The organism is Streptomyces sp. NPDC060049, assembly GCF_042736715.1.
GTDB lineage: Bacteria > Actinomycetota > Actinomycetes > Streptomycetales > Streptomycetaceae > Streptomyces.
The window spans coordinates 386,133-405,930 of the sequence record NZ_JBHWVV010000005.1 but is presented as its reverse complement, the minus strand read 5'-3'; the positions used below and the strand labels follow the sequence as shown (position 1 = coordinate 405,930).

14 protein-coding genes are annotated in these 19,798 nt (G+C 70.6%); 9 read left to right on the top strand and 5 right to left on the bottom strand.

The window, feature by feature from the left end; genetic code table 11:
- Nucleotides 1-164: 164 nt before the first annotated feature.
- Both ACFWBY_RS12015 and ACFWBY_RS12010 read right to left on the bottom strand, forming a co-directional pair.
- Complete coding sequence (locus tag ACFWBY_RS12015) at nucleotides 165-1,646, bottom strand: UDP-N-acetylmuramoyl-L-alanyl-D-glutamate--2,6-diaminopimelate ligase (protein WP_385335142.1); 1,482 nt, start codon at nucleotides 1,644-1,646, stop codon at nucleotides 165-167.
- Between the two features lie 119 nt (nucleotides 1,647-1,765).
- Entirely contained in the window at nucleotides 1,766-1,918 is a 153-nt protein-coding gene (locus ACFWBY_RS12010) for a hypothetical protein (RefSeq protein ID WP_385335140.1), read from the bottom strand.
- Between the two features lie 194 nt (nucleotides 1,919-2,112).
- Here ACFWBY_RS12010 and ppk2 point away from each other — a divergent pair, with 194 nt between their 5' ends.
- From ppk2 to ACFWBY_RS11995, 3 genes are all read left to right on the top strand, one after another.
- A complete protein-coding gene (ppk2, locus tag ACFWBY_RS12005) occupies nucleotides 2,113-3,102 on the top strand; it encodes a polyphosphate kinase 2 (protein WP_385335138.1) in 990 nt (329 codons plus the stop codon).
- A gap of 134 nt (nucleotides 3,103-3,236) precedes the next feature.
- On the top strand, nucleotides 3,237-3,797 hold the full coding sequence (locus ACFWBY_RS12000; protein ID WP_385335136.1) for a SixA phosphatase family protein: 561 nt from the start codon (nucleotides 3,237-3,239) through the stop codon (nucleotides 3,795-3,797).
- Between the two features lie 339 nt (nucleotides 3,798-4,136).
- Nucleotides 4,137-5,015 (top strand): formylglycine-generating enzyme family protein, encoded by an 879-nt coding sequence (locus ACFWBY_RS11995; RefSeq protein ID WP_385335134.1) that lies wholly within the window; start codon nucleotides 4,137-4,139, stop codon nucleotides 5,013-5,015.
- On the opposite strand, the gene ACFWBY_RS11990 is transcribed toward ACFWBY_RS11995, so the two are convergent.
- The gene (locus ACFWBY_RS11990) at nucleotides 5,002-7,353 is read right to left on the bottom strand and encodes a sulfatase-like hydrolase/transferase (protein WP_385335132.1); all 2,352 of its coding nucleotides are present in this window, start codon (nucleotides 7,351-7,353) and stop codon (nucleotides 5,002-5,004) included. The two genes, ACFWBY_RS11995 and ACFWBY_RS11990, sit on opposite strands and share 14 nt — an antisense overlap.
- Nucleotides 7,354-7,527: 174 nt before the next feature.
- On the opposite strand from ACFWBY_RS11990, the gene ACFWBY_RS11985 reads away from it, so the two are divergent.
- Nucleotides 7,528-8,022: an SRPBCC family protein gene (locus tag ACFWBY_RS11985; RefSeq protein WP_385335130.1), complete on the top strand. Its 495-nt coding sequence runs from the start codon at nucleotides 7,528-7,530 to the stop codon at nucleotides 8,020-8,022.
- Between the two features lie 83 nt (nucleotides 8,023-8,105).
- On the opposite strand, the gene ACFWBY_RS11980 is transcribed toward ACFWBY_RS11985, so the two are convergent.
- Nucleotides 8,106-9,719 (bottom strand): phospholipase D family protein, encoded by a 1,614-nt coding sequence (locus ACFWBY_RS11980; protein ID WP_385335128.1) that lies wholly within the window; start codon nucleotides 9,717-9,719, stop codon nucleotides 8,106-8,108.
- Nucleotides 9,720-9,926: 207 nt separating this feature from the next.
- Between ACFWBY_RS11980 and ACFWBY_RS11975 the strand changes: the two genes are divergently transcribed.
- Entirely contained in the window at nucleotides 9,927-10,568 is a 642-nt protein-coding gene (locus ACFWBY_RS11975) for a 4'-phosphopantetheinyl transferase family protein (RefSeq protein WP_385409653.1), read from the top strand.
- Nucleotides 10,569-10,745: 177 nt separating this feature from the next.
- Here ACFWBY_RS11975 and sbnA read toward each other — a convergent pair whose 3' ends face one another.
- Nucleotides 10,746-11,723, bottom strand: a complete 978-nt coding sequence (gene sbnA, locus ACFWBY_RS11970; RefSeq protein ID WP_385335124.1) for a 2,3-diaminopropionate biosynthesis protein SbnA — start codon at nucleotides 11,721-11,723, stop codon at nucleotides 10,746-10,748.
- Nucleotides 11,724-12,264: 541 nt separating this feature from the next.
- On the opposite strand from sbnA, the gene ACFWBY_RS11965 reads away from it, so the two are divergent.
- From ACFWBY_RS11965 to sbnB, 4 genes are read left to right on the top strand one after another with little or no spacing between them, the layout of a single operon-like run.
- Nucleotides 12,265-15,006, top strand: coding sequence for a Pls/PosA family non-ribosomal peptide synthetase (locus ACFWBY_RS11965; protein ID WP_385335122.1), 2,742 nt, complete (start codon nucleotides 12,265-12,267; stop codon nucleotides 15,004-15,006).
- A 38-nt stretch (nucleotides 15,007-15,044) separates the two neighbouring features.
- Nucleotides 15,045-17,594, top strand: coding sequence for an amino acid adenylation domain-containing protein (locus ACFWBY_RS11960; protein WP_385335120.1), 2,550 nt, complete (start codon nucleotides 15,045-15,047; stop codon nucleotides 17,592-17,594).
- A gap of 41 nt (nucleotides 17,595-17,635) precedes the next feature.
- Nucleotides 17,636-18,691 carry a TauD/TfdA family dioxygenase gene (locus ACFWBY_RS11955; protein WP_385335118.1) on the top strand — a complete coding sequence of 352 codons (1,056 nt, stop codon included), beginning with the start codon at nucleotides 17,636-17,638 and terminating at the stop codon, nucleotides 18,689-18,691.
- Nucleotides 18,688-19,779, top strand: a complete 1,092-nt coding sequence (gene sbnB, locus ACFWBY_RS11950; RefSeq protein WP_385335116.1) for a 2,3-diaminopropionate biosynthesis protein SbnB — start codon at nucleotides 18,688-18,690, stop codon at nucleotides 19,777-19,779. The genes ACFWBY_RS11955 and sbnB overlap by 4 nt, the downstream gene beginning before the upstream one ends.
- The last annotated feature ends 19 nt before the right edge of the window (nucleotides 19,780-19,798 follow it).

Here is a 19,798-nt window from a genome sequence, read left to right as displayed (position 1 = left end):
CTCCGACCGGGCGAGGCAGACAGCCGGGACAACAAGCCACGGCCCACCGCCCGACCGTACGCGGCATCCAGGTGTCATCACGTGCCGACGTCACCGGCGCGTCTACCCCGGACCGGGCCGTCGAGGCATCCGGGCGACGCCGCACCTGATCCGAGAAGCGGTGATCAGGCCTGGGCCAGTTCACGCACCGTGGCCATGTCGCTGAAGGGGAGCAGCTCCACGCCGACGATCTGGTGCGGTTCGCTGCCCTTGCCGGCGATGAGGACCGTGTCGTCGGGGCCCGCCGCGGACAAGGCGAAGGCGATCGCCTGGCGGCGGTCGGCGTAGCGCCGGAAGGGGGTGCCGGTCGCCGTCAGGCCGGGGGAGACCTGGTCCAAGATGGCCTCGGGGTCCTCGTTGCGGGGGTTGTCCGAGGTCAGGACGCAGAGGTCGGAATGGGTTCCGGCGATCTGGCCCATCTCGACCCGTTTGGTGGTGTCGCGGTCCCCACCGCAGCCGAAGACCGTGATCACCCGGCCGCGGGCGAACCCTCGGATGGTGGTCAGGACCTTGTCCAGGGAGTCCGGCGAGTGGGCGTAGTCCACGATCACCGACGTACCCCGCGGGGTACGGAAGCGTTCCAGCCGGCCCGGGACGGGCGGCATCCGGTCGAGCGCGTCGACCAGGGGGCCCAGCTCGTGCCCCCACACGTGGCAGGCGGCCACCGTGGCCAGTGCGTTGGCCACCGAGAACCGGCCGGGCACGGGGATCGAGGCGGGGTAGGCGCGCCCTTCGTGGTGGAGGGTGAACCGCGTGCCCGAGGCACTCACCACGAGGTCGGTGGCCCGGTAGTCAGCCGGGCGGTCCAGGGCGTAGGTGCTCACCGCACCCGGCATCATCGCCACGATGCCCGCGCCCACCGGGTCGTCGGCGTTGACCACCGCACGTCGGCACAAGCCCTGGAAGAGCCGCAGCTTGGCGTCCCGGTAGTCCGCCATCGTTCCGTGGTCGTCCAGATGGTCCTGCGTCAGGTTGGTGAAGACCCCGACGTCGATGAACGTACGGTCCACCCGGTGTGTCAGCAGCGCCATCGAGGTGGCCTCCAGCACCACGCCGGTGGCCCCGCGGTCGCGCATGTACCCCAGGATGTACTGCAGGTCGGGAGATTCAGGGGTGGTCAGCACCGATCGCGGCATGGGGATCGGCTCGTCGCCGATCCTGCTCCCGGCGGTTCCGATCACCCCCACCCTGGAGCCCTCGGCGATCCGCAGGACCGACTCCACCATGTACGAAACGGAGGTCTTCCCGTTGGTGCCGGTGATCGCCATCATGTCCATCTGCCGTCCGGGCTCGCCGAAGTAGCGCGAGGTCACCACCGCGGCGGCCGTCCGCGTATCGGGTACCCGGACGACGCAGGCGCCGGGGGGCCACACCGCGGCCGGCAGGCCGGGGTCACTGCCGTCGACGAGTACGGCGGCGGCGCCCCGGGCCAGGGCGGGCGGGACGGCGCCGGGACCGCCTTCCCGGTGTCCGGGTACCGCGATGAAGAGCGAGCCCGGCGTGACCCGGTCGGCGTCGAAGGTGGTTCCCGCGGTGATCGGCGTCGTGTCCGGATCGCCCTGGAGAACGTGGTGTTCCTGTCCGGCCAGCAATTCGCTCAGCTTCACGATGATCCCTTCGAGGGGGCTCGGGCCCGGGCGTGCGGCCGTAGCCAGGCGGCAGCGCCGGCGGCGTGCCGGGAAGCTGCTGTGGTGATGTGGAGCGCAGGAGCCTGGGGCGCGAAGCGTCAGCCGTGGCCGTGCAGGGCGGTACGGCGGGTCTCGGGCACCGCGGCGAAGGCCGTGCCGGCCGGGTCGACGACGGTCGGTTCCCCGGCGGCCGGGCGCATCCCGGAGGCGGCCTGCTGCAGGCACTGCCTCGAGGAAAGTGTGCGACCCATGGGCCGAGTGTACGGCCCACGCAGCGGCCCGGGACCGCTTCGGCAGTCAATGCGGCGGCCCCGCCGTGCCGACTCCGTCCACCGTGCCCCCGCGCCGCGACAAGTGGATCCGACCTGCCGGCCGTCCCCCGCATCCTCACCCGCCGACGGTCGCCCCTCGCGCTATCCGCCGCGTCCTCGGGTAGGCGTGGAGTGTGAACGAGCGAGAAACGAACCTGCACAAGCCCGGGGATCTGCTGGCGGGGCTGAGCGTGGACGACCACCGGCCGGAGCAGCCGGTGCTCCTGGACTCGGCCGGCGCCCCGATCCAGACGTGGAGGGAGAACTATCCGTACGACCGCAAGCTGCGCCGGGCCGAGTACGAGCGGAGCAAACGAATCCTGCAGATCGAGCTGCTGAAGCTCCAGCACTGGGTCAAGGACTGCGGAGCCCGCATGGTGGTGATCTGCGAAGGCCGGGACGCGGCCGGCAAGGGCGGCACGATCCAGCGGTTCACCGAGCGCCTCAACCCCCGCGGGGCCCGGATCGTCGCCCTGGACAAGCCCACCGAGCGGGAGGCCGGGCAGTGGTACTTCCAGCGCTATGTCGCCCATCTGCCGACCGCCGGCGAGATCGTCTTCTTCGACCGCTCCTGGTACAACCGCGCCGGGGTCGAAAGGGTCATGGGATTCTGCACCGACGCGCAGTACGAGCTGTTCCTGCGGCAGTGTCCCCCTTTCGAATCCATGCTGGTGGCCGACGGGATCCTGCTGATCAAGCTGTGGTTCTCCGTCTCGCGTGCGGAGCAGCGCACCCGCTTCGCGATCCGCCAGGTCGACCCGGTACGGCAGTGGAAGCTCTCCCCGACCGATCTGGCCTCCCTCGACCTGTGGGACGCCTACACCACCGCGAAGGTCGAGATGTTCCGGGCCACCGACTCCGCGCACGCACCGTGGACCGTCGTCAAGAGCAACGACAAGCGCCGGGCCCGGCTGGAGGCGATCCGCAGTCTCCTGGCGCACATCGAGTACGACCGCAAGGACCCCGCGGCGGTCGGCAGGCCCGACCCCCTGATCGTGGGCGCCGCCGACACCCTCCTCGAGGCCGGGGAGGAGAACGCCGACCTTTCCCCCACTCCGCTGGCCGGCACTCCTCACGGTCCCGGCCGCCATCCGCAAGGCCGGGACTCCGCTGATCCCCGATGAGAGCACTGCGCTCACCCGGAGCGGTCACGGCCTCCTCCCGGTCGGCGAGTGCCGGGCCTGCGACCCGCGGTGCGCATCTGCCCGGCCGACCCCACGATGGTCGTGTACCCGTACCCGCGGTGAAGGAGACGGCCATGCCCTCGGCGCCCGCGCCACGCACGAAGTCCTCGGGTCCCGACGCGGCGGCCGGGTGTCGGCTGCTCCTGGTCCGGCACGCCAAGGCCGTGCCCAAGGGCCCGGAGGTCGAGGACTTCGAGCGTGCCCTGTCCGAGCGCGGCAGGGCCGACGCGCCGCGGACGGGAGCCTGGCTGGCAGAGTCCGGTCACCGGCCCGAGCTGGTGCTGTGTTCCCCGGCGCGCAGGACATCGGAGACCTGGCAGCTGCTCGTCCCGGCCCTGCCGGTTCCACCGCCCCCCGCCGTGTCCGACGAGCGGCTCTACAAGGCGGAGCCGAACGTCCTGGCCACGGTGCTGACGGAGCGGGCGGCAGGCCTGGGGTGCGTGGCTCTGGTCGGCCACAACCCCGGCCTCCACGCGTTCGCCTCGGCCCTGTGCGGTTCCGGTCCGCCGGAGCTGCTGGAGGAACTCACAGCGCGCTTCGTGACCTCGGGACTCGCGGTGGTGGACCTGCCGGGCTGGGACGCCCTGACTCCCGGCGCCGGCCGCCTCACGGCTCTGTGGTCACCGCACCGGTGAGGTGTCGGGGCACGGCTCGTCGAGCCGGCGGCAACCGTTGAACTGTGCGGGCGTGGCGGTGAGTTCGTCCTGAGCCGTCCCCGGTAGCGTGTCCTGGCGCCGCTGCGCGCCGTCCGCCGAGGGACGGCTCGACACCGGCCGCTCCGTGTCTTCTCCTGCGTCCGCGAGGCCTGCGCCGCCTTGCCGGAACCTCAAGAAGGGTGACGCATGTCCGCCAGTCACAAGAACGCAGCGTGCTGCAGCCCGTCCCGGTCGGAGCCGGGGGCGCCGGGGGCCGCACCGCCGACCCGCGTCGGTCAGGCATGTGCCGAGGCGGGCGTCCCGGGCGGGGAGCGGGGGATGGTGCGTCTGGACGCGGCGACGTTCCTGATGGGGGCCGCGGACCGGTGGGTGGTGCCCGGTGACGGTGAGGGCCCGGTCCACGAGGTGGAGCTCGCGCCGTTCTGGATCGACCGGTGCGCGGTCTCCAACGCCGACTTCGCCGACTTCGTCGCCGCGACGGGGTACGTGACCGACGCGGAGCGCTACGGCTGGTCGTTCGTCTTCGCCGGGCTGCTGCCGCCCGGCTTCCCCGACACCCGGGCCGTCGCCCGGGCTCCTTGGTGGCGTCAGGTCCACGGGGCATCCTGGCACCGGCCGGAGGGCCCCGACTCCCGTGTGGCGGACCGCGCCGACCATCCGGCGGTGCACGTGTCGTGGGACGACGCCGGCGCATACGCGGCGTGGGCGGGCAAGCGGCTGCCGACGGAGGCGGAGTGGGAGTACGCCGCCCGCGGAGGACTGGAGCAGGCCGCGTTCCCCTGGGGGAACGACCCCGAGCCGGGCGGAGAGCGCCTGATGAACGTATGGCAGGGCCGTTTCCCCGACCACCACACCCGCCCGGACGGCTGGTACGGCACCGCGCCGGTGACCGCGTACCGGCCCAACGGGCACGGCCTGTACAACGTGTGCGGCAACGTCTGGGAGTGGTGTGCCGACTGGTACTCGCCCACCACCTACGTGCGCGGTGGGCGCCAGAACCCGCCCGGCCCGGCCTCGGGCACCACCCGGGTGATCCGCGGCGGCTCCTACCTGTGCCACGCCTCCTACTGCCGCCGCTACCGGGTGGCCGCCCGCAGCTCCAGCACGCCCGACAGCAGCACGGGCCACCAGGGCTTCCGCTGCGCTGCCGACGACCACCCGCACAACGTCCCGCCGAGACGGCCTAGTCGCGCATGAACATGGCGGCGAACTCCTTCTCCAGATCCGCGTACGGCGCGCCGCTGACGTCCACCGCCACCTGCTCGATCGTCCCGCCGATGAACGGGAACGGTGCGTCGTAGCGGGTGGACACCGGCTGGCCGCTGTCCCGCCCGACCGTCAGCCCCTCCCCGACCATCGAGAAGGGACCCGGCTGGGTCTTGATGTCGCCCTGCCCGACGAGCCGTTCGTCGATGTGCACGGTGAGCGTCCCGTGCATGCTGCCCTGGCTGTCCGGCCGGCCCGCGGTGAACGTCGCGGAAAGCAGGTGGGTGCCGGCGCGGACCGGCTCCGAGGAGACGATCTCCTGCTCCACACTGCCCAGCCAGTTGTACACGTAGTGAAGGCGCCCGTCCTCGAGGAACAGACTGTGGCCGCCGAACCGGCCGCCGTGGGCGAAGAGCACGCCCTGCGCCTCGGCGGTATCCAGGTGCACCTCGGCGACGACGGAGTAAGAGCGCCTGCGGATGTTGACCGCCACCGACTCCGGCACGTCGGCGCAATCGGGGTAGTAGACGTAGCGCTCGCGCGGCTTGGAGAGTTGGGGTCGCGGGGTGCCGAGGAGCTCCACGACGCCGCGGTCGTCCAGTGGCAGACCGTTGTACTTGGCGGCTTCCTGCGCCCACAGGCGTTTGAGCTCCTCGAGCTTCTCCGGATGCTCGGCGGCCAGGTCCCGGCTCTCGGAGCGGTCCTCGCGCAGGTGGTACAGCTCCCAGACGTCTTCGTCGTAGCGGCCCCACGACGAGGGGGCCGGCGGGTGCAGAGCCGTGGCGTGCCAGCCGTCGTGCCAGATCCCACGGGTGCCGAGCATGACGTAGAACTGTGTCCGACGCGGTTCGGGGGCCTGCTCGTCCTCCAGGAGGTTCCGGAAGCTGGCGCCTTCGAGGGGGCTCTGCTCGATGCCCTTCACCTCGGTGGGGGGCTCGATGCCGATCAGGTCGTACAGGGTGGGCACGATGTCGATGGCGTGCAGGTACTGATGCCGTACTCCGCCCCGTGCCTTGATGCCCGCGGGCCAGGAGATGATCATCGGGTCGGCGACGCCGCCCTCGTAGGACGCCCACCGCTTCCAGTACTTGAAGGGGGTGTTGAACGCCCACGCCCACCCGGTCGGGTAGTGGTTGTAGGTGGTCGGGCTGCCCAGCTCGTCGATGTGGCGGAGGTTCTCGGCCATGTCGTCGGGTACGCCGTTGAAGAAGTTGTTCTCGTTCAACGACCCGTCCGGGCCGCCCTCCCCGCTGGCGCCGTTGTCCGAGACCGCGACGATGATCGTGTTCTCCAGCTGCCCGGACTTATCCAGGTAGTCCAGTACCCGGCCGATCTGCTCGTCCGTGTGCGACACGAAACCGGCGAACACCTCCGCCATCCGGGTGAACAGGCGCTTCTCCTCGGCGCTCAGCGACTCCCAGGGACGGACGAACTCTCCCTCGGGCCACGGCTTTCCGCTCGGGCTGGGTGCGTCCGGCTCGCCATGCGGGTTGATCGGCGTGAGTTCGGTGCCCTCCGGCATGATGCCCAGCTCGATCTGCCGCCGCAGCGTCAGCTGACGGTAGACCTCGTACCCGTCGCCGAACTTCCCCGCGTACCGGTCCGCCCACTCGCTCGGCACGTGATGGGGCGCGTGCCCCGCGCCCGGGCAGAAGTAGTTGAACCAGGGCTTGTCCGGGGCGATGACCTTGGCGTCCCTGATGAACTGGATCGCCTTGTCCGCCAGATCCTTCGCCAGGTGGTAGCCCTGCTCCGGAAGGTACGGGGGCTCGATCCGGTGGTTGTCGTAGGCCAGGTCCGGGGTGTACTGGTCGGTCTCGCCCCCGAGGAATCCGTAGAAGCGCTCGAACCCGCGGCCCAGCGGCCAGTGCCGCTTGGAGGACGCCATATTGGCCTCCTCTCCCGGGCACAGATGCCACTTGCCCAGGGCGTAGGTGTTCCATCCCCGCTCGACCAGCACCTCCGCCAGGGTGGCGTTCTCGAACGGCATCCGCCCGTTGGACGCGGGGAACCCGCTGGTGGCCTCCATGATGCAGGCCACCCCGTTGCTGGTCGCGTTCCGCCCCGTCAGCAGGCACGCCCGGGTCGGGGAGCACAGCGCGGTGGTGTGGAAGTTGGTGAACCGCACGCCCATGTCGGCGATCCGGCGCATCGCAGGGGCCTCCACCAGCCCGCCGAAGACGTCGAACGTTCCGAAGCCGACGTCGTCCCACACCAGGTACAGCACATTCGGCGCACCCTCAGGAGCCTGCGGCTCCGCATAGGGCTCCCAGTCCGGCACGGACTCCCGGATGTCCTGCTGAATCACTCCCTTGAAGGCCCCAGCCATTCCTGTCTCCTCGGATTCACGCGCACGCGGGCTCCAGCACCGTAAGTCCGCCCGCACGCTCCGGCCCCCGCGGCTAGCCCGACAGGGCACCGGACGCGCCCCGAAGGCCCAACCGCGTACGCCCTTCCACAGCGCCGCGCTGCGCACGTCCCGGGCAGGCCCGAGGATGGCACCATGATTCACCGGCTGCGCCCCGAAGGCCTGGAGTTCCTCGATCACGCACCCGTCCGGCAGACCTGCACCCGAGCCCTCCACACGCCGGCGGGCCTCCTCTTCGAGCAGCTCGCGGCCCGACCGCAGGACTGGCCGCGCTGGCTCGGCTTCGTGCGCGCATGCCAGTACCAGGCAGCGCCCCCGTACGGCGTCGGCACGGTGCGGCACCTGCGCGTCGCCGGCGGCCTCCGCTTCCACGAGGCCGTCATCGCCTGGGATCCGGACGAGCGCTTCGCCTACCGCGTCGAGGAGACGAACGCGCCCGGCCTCACCGCGATGATGGAGCAGTGGAAACTGACCCCGCTGTCCCAGAAGCTCACGAGGGTCAGCTGGACCATGGCCGCCGACGGCTCCCCGCCCTTGCGCCTCCTGCTCCGCGCCGGCCGCAACCGCGTTGACAGGACCTTCGGCGAAGCGATGAAGCGACTGGACCGCTCGCCGGCCCCACCACGCTAGGCCGAGGGCATGGTGCCGGCCGGCGCCGAGACGAAGGCTGCAAGGGCGACCGCGGCCACCTCAGGCTCGGTGTCCGGCCGCGGTCAGAAGACGTTGCGCCGCCGAAGGCCGAACGTACGGCCGTCCGGGTCGACGAGGAGCCGGTACAGCGGCATGGCGAAGCGGCGCTCGGCGCGCGAGAGGTCGGGCGGACGGTAGGCACGCAGTCGGCCGGGCGGTTTCGGGCCGCGGCAGCCGTCCGCGTGCCAGGCGTCCAGCGCGGCAGCGCTGGACGCGAACGCGTCGAAGGCCCGTACCGGATCGCACAGCGGGTCCGGGTCGCCGAGGGCGTCCGCGGGCAGATCGAGGTGCTCGCGGGAGAGTCCCAGCCGCAGCTCCCTGGCGAAGCGGCGGGCGCCGTCACCCAGCCCGGCGGGATCGGCGGGCGCGCGGCCGTCCAGGTCGTCGTCCAGGACGGCGCAGTTGAGTTCCGAGTCGTGCGTCCAAGACCGGAGGTTGATGTTGTCGGATCCGACCGTGGCCCACACGTCGTCGACGGCGCACACCTTGGCGTGCACGTACACGGGAGTGCCGGCGCGGTTCTCCAGCCCGTAGACCGCCACCCGTCCGCCGCCCGCCTCGCGCAGTCTGTCCAGTGCCTTGACCCGTCCGACCAGGTTCATGGGCCGGGACAGCCGGCCGTCCTGGTCGGGCTCGGTGGGTATCACGGCGATCAGGCGGAGTTCGGGGTTCTCGCACAGCGCCCGGGCGAAGCACTCCACCACCTCGGGGGACCAGAGGTACTGGTCCTCCAGGTAGATGAGCCGCCTGGCCCGCTTCAGCGCCTTGAGGTAGCTGCGCGCTACGCTGCGCTCCCCGTCCGGTGCGAAGGGGTAGCCGCGCAGCAGCCGGTTCGGGTAGGTGCGCAGTACCTGCACGGTGTGGTTGCCGCAGGGCGGGGGATCGGGGAGCTGCGGCGGGATGGGATCCGCGTAGGTGTCCTCCCTGTTGATGAGTTCCCGCAGCTTGACGAGGGGGCTGCGGCTCAGCGCGGCCGGGTCCTCCCAGCGTTCGCGGAAGACCGCCTCGACGTCACCGACGGCCGGCCCCCGGACGGCCAGTTGGACGTCGTGCCAAGGTGGCCGGGGACCGTAGGCGGCCGCCAGGGGCATTGCCTGCGGATCCCCGTGGTGCGAGGCGTCGTCGTTGCGGCTGTGGCACAGGTCGATCCCGCCGACGTAGGCCACGTCCAGAGCGGGGCGTCCGGGATGGCGCAGGACGACCAGCTTCTGGTGGTGGCTTCCTCCGGGGCGGACCCTCATGTCGAGCAGGCATTCGCCACCCGCCGCCGCGATCTCCTCACCGAGGTGCCGGTTCTCGCTCTCGCTGAACCGCAGTCCGTCCAGGTGGGAACGCCAGAGGAGGCCCTTGACGATCACGCCGCGCTCGGCCGCCTCCGCCAGCACGGCGCCGATCTCCGTGCCCTCGCCGTCGAGCCGTTCGTCGGGGTCGCCGCGCCAGTCCGTGAAGAAGAGGAGGTCTCCCCGGCGCTGTGCCCGGATGTTCCGCAGGAGCTCCGCGAAGTACGTGGCGCCGTGCACGAGCGGGCGGGCCTCGTTGCCGCGGGTCCAGGCGGCTCCGTCCGGGTGGCGGCTGTCCACCCGGGTGGCCGTGTTCCCGCGCTCACCAGTGGTGAGCATCCAGTCACTGTGTTTCATCTATGACGCCTCCCCCGACCGGCTACCCGCCCGGCACGGTTTCAGACACGGTGTCCCGGGCGGGCGGCGGCTCCGCGGCGTGTCCCCGTGCGGACGGATGGCGGGGTGCCGCAATAGTTTGAACGGCATTCGTATGCTCTACGGATGATGGCGCGTGCGGTGCGGTGGCCGGTTGAGTTGACCGACGGGGGATGGGAGCAGCCACCGGTGACGGCGGAGGCGCCGGCGCTGTGGTTGGTGCGGGCCCGCGCGTTCAAGACGGTCGTGGCCCGGCTGGCCGATGCGGTGCTGGACGGGGTCGAGAAGGAGCGCGCGGCGGCCTTCCGGGCGGCCGGGGACAGGGACACGTATCTGGCGGGCCATGTGGGACTGCGGCTGCTGCTGGGCGCGTACCTGGGTGTCCCGCCCGCGGAGGTCCTGCTCCAGCGGCTGCCGTGCCCGTTGTGCGGGCAGCCCCACGGGCGCCCGGTGGTGGACGGCAACCCGGTGCACTTCTCGCTCTCTCACAGCGGCGGGCTGTGCCTGCTCGCGTTCGCGAGTACGCCGGTGGGCGTGGACGTCGAAGCCGTGCCGGTCCTTGCGGTGGCTCAGGAGGTCGGGGGGAGTCTTCATCCGCGGGAGGCGTCCGAGCTGAGGGGGCTCCGCACGGTGGACCAGCCGGCGGTCTTCGCCCGCGTCTGGGCCCGCAAGGAGGCCTACCTGAAGGGGCTGGGGGTGGGACTGGGGCGCTCCATGTCGCTGGACTACCTGGGTACGGCACCGGAAGCGGTGGCGAAGGTGCCGGGCTGGACCATCGGGGATGTGGCTGTGGACGCCGGTTATGCCGCCGCGGTCGCCGTTCAGGACTGAGCTGCCCGCACCGCGCGACGGTCAGGCGGGGCACGCCGGGCTGAGCGCGACGGCAGGGTCTCGGCCGGCGCGGATCGGGCGACAGATCGCTATCAGTTGCTCGCTGTCGGTGACACCCGCTCGCACGGGATTCGGGCGGGACACGGGACAGGTGGCCGCGGCGCGTCGCTCGGCGGGTCAGCCTGTCGTGGCGGTGACGGTTTGGAGCTGGAGCGTGTCCTCGCCGTAAAGATCTTGCACCCAGTCGGTCTGGTAGATGGTTTCGAGGTAGCGCTCGCCGAGGTCGGGGGAGATGGCGACCGCGGTCACCTGCTGTTCCTGCTGGGCCAGCCATTGGGTGGCGCCGTTGACGACGGTCCCGGTGGAGCCGCCGAAGAGGAAGCCGTGGCGGGCCAGGTGGTGGCACGTGCGGATCGTCTCGGCCTCGTTGACGTGTACCACGTCGTCGACGTAGGAGGTGTCGAGGAGCGGGGGGCGGATGCCGGCGCCGAGGCCGGGGATCATGCGGCGGCTGGGCGTGTGACCGAAGGTGGCGGAGCCTTCCGTATCGATCGCGACGATGCGCACCGGGCGGTGCCAGGTGCGGAAGTAGCGGGCGCACCCCATGAGCGTCCCGGCGGTGCCGGCCCCGATGAAGAGGACATCGAGGTCGGGGAAGGCGCGGGCGATGGCCGGTGCGGTCGTGCGGTAGTGAGCGGTGTGGTTGTTGGGATTGGTGTACTGGTTGAGCCATACGTAGCGGTCGTCGGAGGCGCACAGGGCGCGGACGTGGTCGATGCGGGCGCCGAGCAGGCCGCCGGTGGGGGAGGGCTCGGTGACGACGTGGATCTCGCTGCCGAGGGCTTCCAAGAGCATCCGGGTCACCAGGTTGCAGCGGGAGTCGGTCACGCACACGAACTGGTAGCCCTTGCTGGCCGCGATCATGCCCAGCGCCACGCCGAGGTTGCCGGAGGAGGATTCGACCAGGATCGAGCCCGGGGTGAGCAGGCCGTCGCGTTCGGCGGCCTCGACCATCGCGGTCGCGGCTTTGAGCTTGACGGACCCCGCGAAGTTGAATCCTTCGCATTTGAGGAACAACCGGTTCCCGGTGATCGCCTCGAGGTCGACGTAGAGGTCGTCTTGGTTGAATTCCTGGGGTGTGGATATGACCGGCATGGTCGCCTCCTTGGGCGTGCGCTCACCGCGGCGTTTGGTGCCGCTGGCCTGCGTGGGGGCGGCTCGGGGAAGACCTGGCCTGCTGCCGTGTCTTCGGGACACCTCCAGTACGCGGGCTGAGCCCGGCTCTGTCATGCCACCGGATGTCGGGGCTTGACGCCGGCCGCGATCACGGATAGGTGCCGGCCGGTCGTGGTGGTCCGAGACGGTCCGGTGCGGTCCTCAATCGCGTCGAATGCGTGGTGTCAAGTCACGACATGCAGCGGCGTGACGCATATGTGCCGGCGGGGCCTACTGGAGGGGCGGCATCACGAATCCGCCTCTTGCGGGCTTGAGGCCTTTCTCAAACGGAACGTCCTCACCCGCAATCCGCGACCCGCGACGACCCAACGGAAACGTTTGTGGTTCGCGGGAGCGGAAGTGACATCCGTGGCCATGCGACGTCACCCGTTGCTGCGCGCCACAAACACGATCGGTGCCGAAAAGGCATCTTCCCGACCGCCGCGGCTTGCGGCGCTCGGAACGTCGTCGAGGAGCACACATGCTAGAGAAATCCACGGATGCCCGGACGGCCGACCCGACCGGCACCTCAACGCTTTCCGGCAGCAGGCCCGACGACGAGCACCAAGGCACATCCGGCAGCCCGGCCGCCGAGACCGCGCGTCTCCTCGCGGAGGTGCTGGCCGACGTCGTGGGTGTGGAGCACGTGCCGGGCGACGGCAACTTCTTCGATGATCTGGGCGCTGATTCGCTGGTGATGGCGGGGTTCTGTGCCCGCGTAAGGAAGCGGGCGGACCTGCTGCCCGTATCGATGAAGGACGTCTACCGGCACCCCACGGTCAACAGCCTGGCCTCCGCGCTCGTCGACGCGGCCCCCGGGGCCTCCGATCCCACCCGTGTCGCGCCCGGGACCTCCGCGCCCGTTCCCGCCGGTCCCGCGGCCACGGGACCGGCAGCGGCTGCGACCGTACCCTCCCAGCCCTCTGCCCAGCCCTCTGTCCATCCGGCCGTCCCGGCATCAACGCCGGCGTCCGTTTCGGCGCGCGGTACGGCGGCGCGGGCGGGCACGGGGCAGTACCTGCTGTGCGGAATGCTGCAGCTCCTGGTGTTCCTCGGCTACTCCTACCTCGGCGCCCTGGCCACGGTCCATGGCTTCGAGTGGGTCGCCGCCGGCACCGGTGTGCTCGACGTCTACCTGCGCTCCGTACTGGTGGGCGGTGCGGGCTTCACCGGCCTGTGCCTGGTGCCCATCGCGGCGAAGTGGACCCTCATCGGTCGTTTCACACCCCGCGAGTTCCCCGTCTGGAGCCTCGGCTACGTCCGCTTCTGGCTGGTCAAGACCTTGATCCGCGCGAGTCCCGTCCGTCTGTTCACCGGGTCGCCGCTGTACGTGGCATACCTCAGGGCGCTGGGCGCGAGGATCGGGCGCAACGTCGCGATCTTTTCCACGCACATCCCCGTCTGCGCCGATCTGCTCACGATCGATGACGGAACGGTGATCCGCAAGGACGTGCTCTTCTCCTGCTACCGGGCACACGCCGGTCTGATCCAGACCGGCCCCGTCACCCTCGGCAGCAACGTCCTCGTCAGCGAACAGACCGTCCTCGACATCAACACCTCGATGGGCCGCCAGGCCCAGCTCGGGCACGCCTCCAGCCTCCACACCGGTCAGACGGTCCCCGCCGGTGAGCGCTGGCACGGCTCACCGGCCGAGCCCACCGGCACGGACTTCCGCACGGTCGGTGCCCTCGACTGCTCCACCGCCAGGAAGGTCCGCTACACGGTCGGGCAGCTGCTCTCCCTGCTGCTGGTGTACCTGCCGCTGGCCACCGGCGCCGTCACCGTGCTGCTGGCCCCGCTGTCGCAGCTGACCACACCGCCTCAGGCCGGGACGTCCGCGTTCACGAGCGGCACGTTCTACCTGGGTGCGCTGGCGGCCTCCGTCGTGCTGTTCTTCGGCGCCGCCCTCGCCGGGCTGCTCGTCCAGGGCGTGGTGCCGCGCCTGCTCAATCGGGCGGTCAAGCCGGACACGGTCTATCCGCTCTACGGCTTCCACTACGGCGTGCAGCGGGCCATCGCGCTTCTGACCAACAGGAAGTTCTTCACGGCGCTGTTCGGGGACAGCTCCGCGATCGTCCACTACCTGCGCTATCTCGGCTACGACCTGTCCCGCGTCACCCAGACCGGTTCGAACTTCGGCACCGAAGTGAAGCACGACAGCCCGTTCTTGAGCTCGGTGGGCAGCAGGACGATGGTCGCCGACGGCCTGTCGGTCATCAATGCCGAATTCTCCAGCACGTCCTTCAAACTGTCCCGGGTCTCGATCGGAGCCGACAGTTTCCTCGGCAACCGCATCGCGTATCCCTCGCAGGCCAGGACCGGTGACAACTGTCTGCTGGCGACGAAGGTGATGGTCCCCGTCGACGGAGAGGTACGGGAAAACGTGGGCCTGCTGGGCTCGCCTTCCTTCGCCATTCCCCGCACGGTGATGCGGGACACCCGGTTCCAGGACCTGGAGAGCGGCAGCGAGCTGCGCCGGCGCCTGGCCGCCAAGAACCGGCACAATGCCGTCACGGCGGGGCTGTACCTGACGGCGCGGTGGATCCACGTCTTCGCCGTGACCCTGATCGCCATGGGCGCCACAACCCTCTACCCCGCGCTGGGTGCGTCGGCGTTCGCGCTGGCCAGCGTCCTCACCCTGCTGTTCACCGTCGTCTACTTCGCGCTGATCGAACGGGCCACCACCGGATTCAAGGCCCAGGAACCGCTGTACTGCTCGATCTACGAGCCGTCGTTCTGGCGGCACGAGCGGTTCTGGAAGATGGCGTCGGTCGACTACGCGCAGGTCTTCGACGGAACCCCGTTCAAGAACGTCGTCTGGCGGTTGCTGGGCGCGCGGATCGGCAAGCGGGTCTTCGACGACGGCAGCTTCTTCCCGGAGCGGACCCTCGTCACCATCGGGGACGACTGCACGCTGAACGCGGGCACGGTGGTGCAGTGCCACTCGCAGGAGGACGGCGCCTTCAAGTCCGACCGCACCACGATCGGTGACGGCTCCACCCTCGGTGTCGGCGCGTTCGTCCACTACGGCGTGACGCTGGCAGACCGCGTCCAGCTCGCCTGCGACTCCTTCCTCATGAAGGGCGAGCAGGTCCCGCAAGGGGCCCGGTGGGCAGGCAACCCGGCCCGGCACCTGTCCGACGACACCCCGCCCCCCGCCACGCCGCCGGCACACCTGTCCGGCCCCACGTCCCTGCACCGCGACCCGCTCGGCGTCGTCTGACGTCCCACCACATCAGTACCCGACAGGAGAGAATCCTCATGGCACTCAACGCATCCACCAGTAGAGAGTTCTGGCATGGCGTCCTGGCCGCCGGCAGCGGCTTCACTCCCCTCCCACGCTGGAGCCGGGTCCCGGTCGCGGGCGTGGCCGAGTACGAGACGACGCTCCCGGCCGGCCAGGCGACCGCCTTGCGCCGACTGGCGGACGACCTGACGGTGCCGATGAACTGTGTGCTGCTGACCGCCCACGCGAAGGTGCTGGCCGCGCTGAGCGGCGAGGAGGAAGTCACCACCGGCTACGTCGCCGCTGCCGGAGGCCGGCCGCTGCCGTGCAGGCTGACGACCGGCCCCGGCTCATGGCGGAGCCTGCTGCTGCACACCGGCGACGCCCTCGCGCACCTGCTGGCGCACCAGGACTTCCCCGTCGATGGGCTCAGGAGCGAACTCGGCCTGACCGAAGCCCCCTTCGAGACCGTGCTCGATCCCACCGGCATCGGCGGCGACCTCCCCGGCGGCGACGTTGAGCGGGCCGAGGACGGCGGCACCCCGGTCGCGGACACGGCGCTGTGGACGGGCATCGCCCACCACGACGACGGACGGCTGACACTGCGGCTGCGCTACCGCACCGACGTCCTCGACGCGGACTGCGCAGCCCGGATCGCCGGATACCACCTGACGGCGCTCGCCCTGATCACCGCTGACCCGGATGCCGATCACGCAGGTCAGAGCTTGGTGTCGGCCGAAGAGCTCGATTTCCAGCTCCACGGCCTTGCTGGGCCGCGCCGTGACCTTCCCGAGCGCCGAGTGCACGAGCTGTTCGAGCAGCGTGTACGGCAGCACCCGGAGGCCGTCGCCGCCCAGCACGGCGACCGGCAGTGGACCTACCAGGAGCTCAACGCCCGCGCCAACCGGCTGGCCCGCGCCCTGCGGGCGCAAGGACTGGACGGTGAAGGGGTGGTCGCGGTGGCCATGGAGAGGAACCTGGACTGGCTGGCCGCCGTCCTGGCCGTCTTCAAGGCCGGCGGCGCGTACCTGCCCATCGAGCCGCACCTGCCGGCCGAACGCATCAGCGCCATGCTGACCCGCGCCGGATGCGGGCTCGTGATGACAGAAACTGCCACCACCACCCTCCAGTCGGCCCTCGCCTCCCAGCCCTCGGTCCGGACGCTGTTCGCCGACGCCGCCTACGGCCAGGAGCATGCCGGGACCGACCTCGGTATCGACGTCGCACCCGACCAACTGGCCTACATCTACTTCACCTCCGGCTCGACGGGTGAGCCCAAGGGCGCGATGTGCGAACAGCAGGGCATGCTCAACCACCTCTACGCCAAAATCGACGACCTCGAGATCGGTGAAGGGCAGGTGGTCGCCCAGACCGCCCCCCAGTGTTTCGACATCTCGCTGTGGCAACTGCTGGCCCCACTGCTCGTCGGCGGGCGGACCCTGCTGATCGAACAGGAAGCGATCCTGGACGCCTCACGGTTCGTGGACACCGTTGCCCGCGGCCAGGTCACCGTGCTGCAGGTCGTCCCTTCCTACCTCGACGTCGTCGTGTCCCATCTCGAGCAGCACCCCCGGACGCTGCCGGACCTGCGGTACGTGTCGGTCACGGGTGAGGCGCTGAAGAGGGAACTCGCCCAGCGCTGGTTCACCGCGCAGCCGCACATCAAGCTCGTCAACGCCTACGGTCTGACCGAGACCAGCGACGACACCAACCACGAGGTCATGGACCGCGTACCGGACACCGACCGGGTCCCGCTGGGCCCCCCCGTCAACAACGTGCACCTCTACGTCGTCGACGAGCACCTCAACCCGGTGCCGCTCGGCGCGCCCGGCGTGATCGCCTTCTCCGGGGTCTGCGTCGGCCGCGGCTACGTCAATGACCCCGAACGCACCCGGCCGACCTACCTTGCCGATCCGCACCGTGAGGGCGCGCGCCTGTACCGCAGCGGCGACGTCGGCCGCTGGCGGGCCGACGGCAAGCTGGAATTCCTCGGCCGCCGCGACAACCAGGTCAAGATCCGCGGTTTCCGTATCGAGACCGGCGAGATCGAGAACACCCTCCTCCGGGCACCCGGGGTCCGTGACAGTGCCGTGGTGGTCGCTGAACGGCCCGACCACAGCACCCATCTGGTGGCGTTCTACACCGCGCCGCGCCCGCTCGAAACCAGCGTCCTGCTGGACCGGCTGGGCAGCTCACTGCCCGGGTACATGGTCCCCTCGGCCATCCACTGGCAGGAAAGCCTCCCGCTGACCGCCAACAGCAAAATCGACCGGAAGGCCTTGACGGCCCTGGCCGCGAACCTGCAGGTCACCGGCGACGACGTCCAGGTGCCGCTCACGCCCTCCGAACAGCGGCTGGCGGCCGCGTGGGGGAGCGTGCTCGGCATCGCGCACGGCCGGATCGACCGGCGTGACAACTTCTTCGACCTGGGCGGCACCTCCCTGTCGGCCGTGAAGCTCGCCATCACCCTGGACCGCGCCGTGTCCCCGGCAGACGTCACCCGCCACCCCGTCCTCACCGATCTGGCCCGGTTCCTGGACACCGCGTCCCAGCCGCGCCCCACCGCACACCCGGCCTCCCACTGATCACCGGCCTCCTCCTCCACAGCACCGAAAGGACACAGACCATGTCGTTCACCGGCCCCGCCCCGATCAGCACCAGCCCTACGGCTTCTTCCGCGCCCGTGCTCCGGGCGGACCTGCACCCCGGCACACCCCCGGTACTGCACGTTCCGACCCCCGCACCGGCCGATGTGCCGGCCTGGGCAGCCGAACACCGCCACACCCTGCGCGACCTCGTCACCGAACACGGCGCCCTCCTCGTACGCGGGCTCGGCTTGTGCGACACCGGCCAGGTGGGCGCCGTCTTCGACCGGTTGACCCCCGTCCTGATGACCGACACCGAAGCGTTCGCCCCCCGTCAGTCCCACGCCCCCGGCGTGTACTCCTCCGCGGCGTGGCCGGCCAACCAGCCCATGTGCATGCACCACGAGCTCAGCTACACGCACCGCCCTCCCGGCCTGCTGCTGCTGGCCTGCCTGACGGCGCCCACCACGGGCGGAGCGACGGCCCTCGCGGATTCCGCCGCCGTCCTGGACGCGCTGCCGCCGGAACTCGTCCAGCGGTTCGAACAGGAGGGCTGGCTGCTCACCCGCACCTACAACGACGACATCGGCGCCTCCTGGACCGAGGTGTTCGGCACCGACGACCGGGCAGCCGTCGAGAGCTACTGCCGAGCCAACGCCATCGAGTACGCCTGGCAACACGACGGCGGCTTGCGCACCAGCCAGCGCCGCCCCGCCGTGGTGCGCCATCCGGCCACCGGCCGACGCTGCTGGTTCAACCAGATCGCCTTCCTCAACGAGTGGACGCTGGCGCCCGAGGTGCGGGAGTACCTCGTCGACGTCTACGGGCCCGATGCCCTGCCCTTCAACACCCGCTTCGGAGACGGCGACCCGATCGGCGAGGACGTAGTCCAGCTGATCAACACGGTCTACGACGAGCACACCGTCCGCGAGCCGTGGCAGTCCGGCGACCTGATGCTCATCGACAACATCCGCACCGCGCACAGCAGGGAACCGTTCGAGCCGCCGCGCGAGGTCCTCGTCGCCATGGCCGCCCCACAGCCCCCGGCCTCCATCCCGCCCACCCCGACCGCGTCCCCCGACTGGAGCACCCGATGAGCACGTCCCGTCCTACTCCTGCGCAGTCCCCCCTGTCCGATCCGAGCGCGGCACAACAGCCGATCACGGTGCCCCCGTTCGCCGTGATCCCCGGAACCCAGGTCCAGCACACCCTCCAGGGCCAGGAGCACCAGATCATGGAGCTGATCGAGGCCACCTACCAGCTCCACGCCGCCGGGGAGTCGGTGAACCCGCCGTCGTACTTCCTGCGGTTCCCCGACCGCCCGACCGCCCGCATCATCGCGCTGCCCGCATCGATCGGCGGCCGGACGCGAGTGGACGGCCTCAAGTGGATCTCCAGCTTCCCCGACAACGTTCAGGCCGGCATTCCCAGGGCCTCGGCGGTGCTGATCCTCAACGACCACGACACCGGCTACCCGTTCGCCTGCCTGGAGAGCTCCATCATCAGCGCCACCCGGACGGCCGCGATGGCCGCGTCGGCGGCCCACAGGCTCAGCCAACACCGCCAAACACGCCCGGCCCGCGTCGGATTCTTCGGAACGGGCCTCATCGCCCGCTACATCCACACCTTCCTGACCGCGACCGGCTGGTCCTTCGACGAGATCGGCGTGCACGACATCTCGGCGGACAGCGCAGCCGGCTTCCACAGCTACCTCGAAGACGCCGATGCGACCACCCCGATCACCGTGCACGACAGCCCCGAGGAGCTGATCCGCTCCAGCGACCTGCTCGTCTTCGCCACCATCGCCGACAGGCCGCACATCACCGACCCGGCATGGTTCGACCACAACCCCCTGGTCCTGCACGTGTCACTGCGCGACCTCGCCCCCGAAGTCCTGCTCGCCTCGACCAACATCGTCGACGACGTCGAGCACTGCCTCAAAGCCGACACCTCGCCCCACCTGGCCGAACAGCTCACCGGGAGCCGCGATTTCCTCACCGGCACGCTGCACGACGTCACGACCGGCCGCGTGGCACTGCCGCAAGACCGGCCGGTGGTGTTCTCACCCTTCGGCCTGGGCGTGCTCGACCTCGCCGTCGGCAAACACGTCTACGACGAGGCCGCCCGCACCGGGCAACTGAACGTCATCGACGGCTTCTTCCACGAACTGCGCCGATACGGATAGGCGGCGCCGACCGGTACCG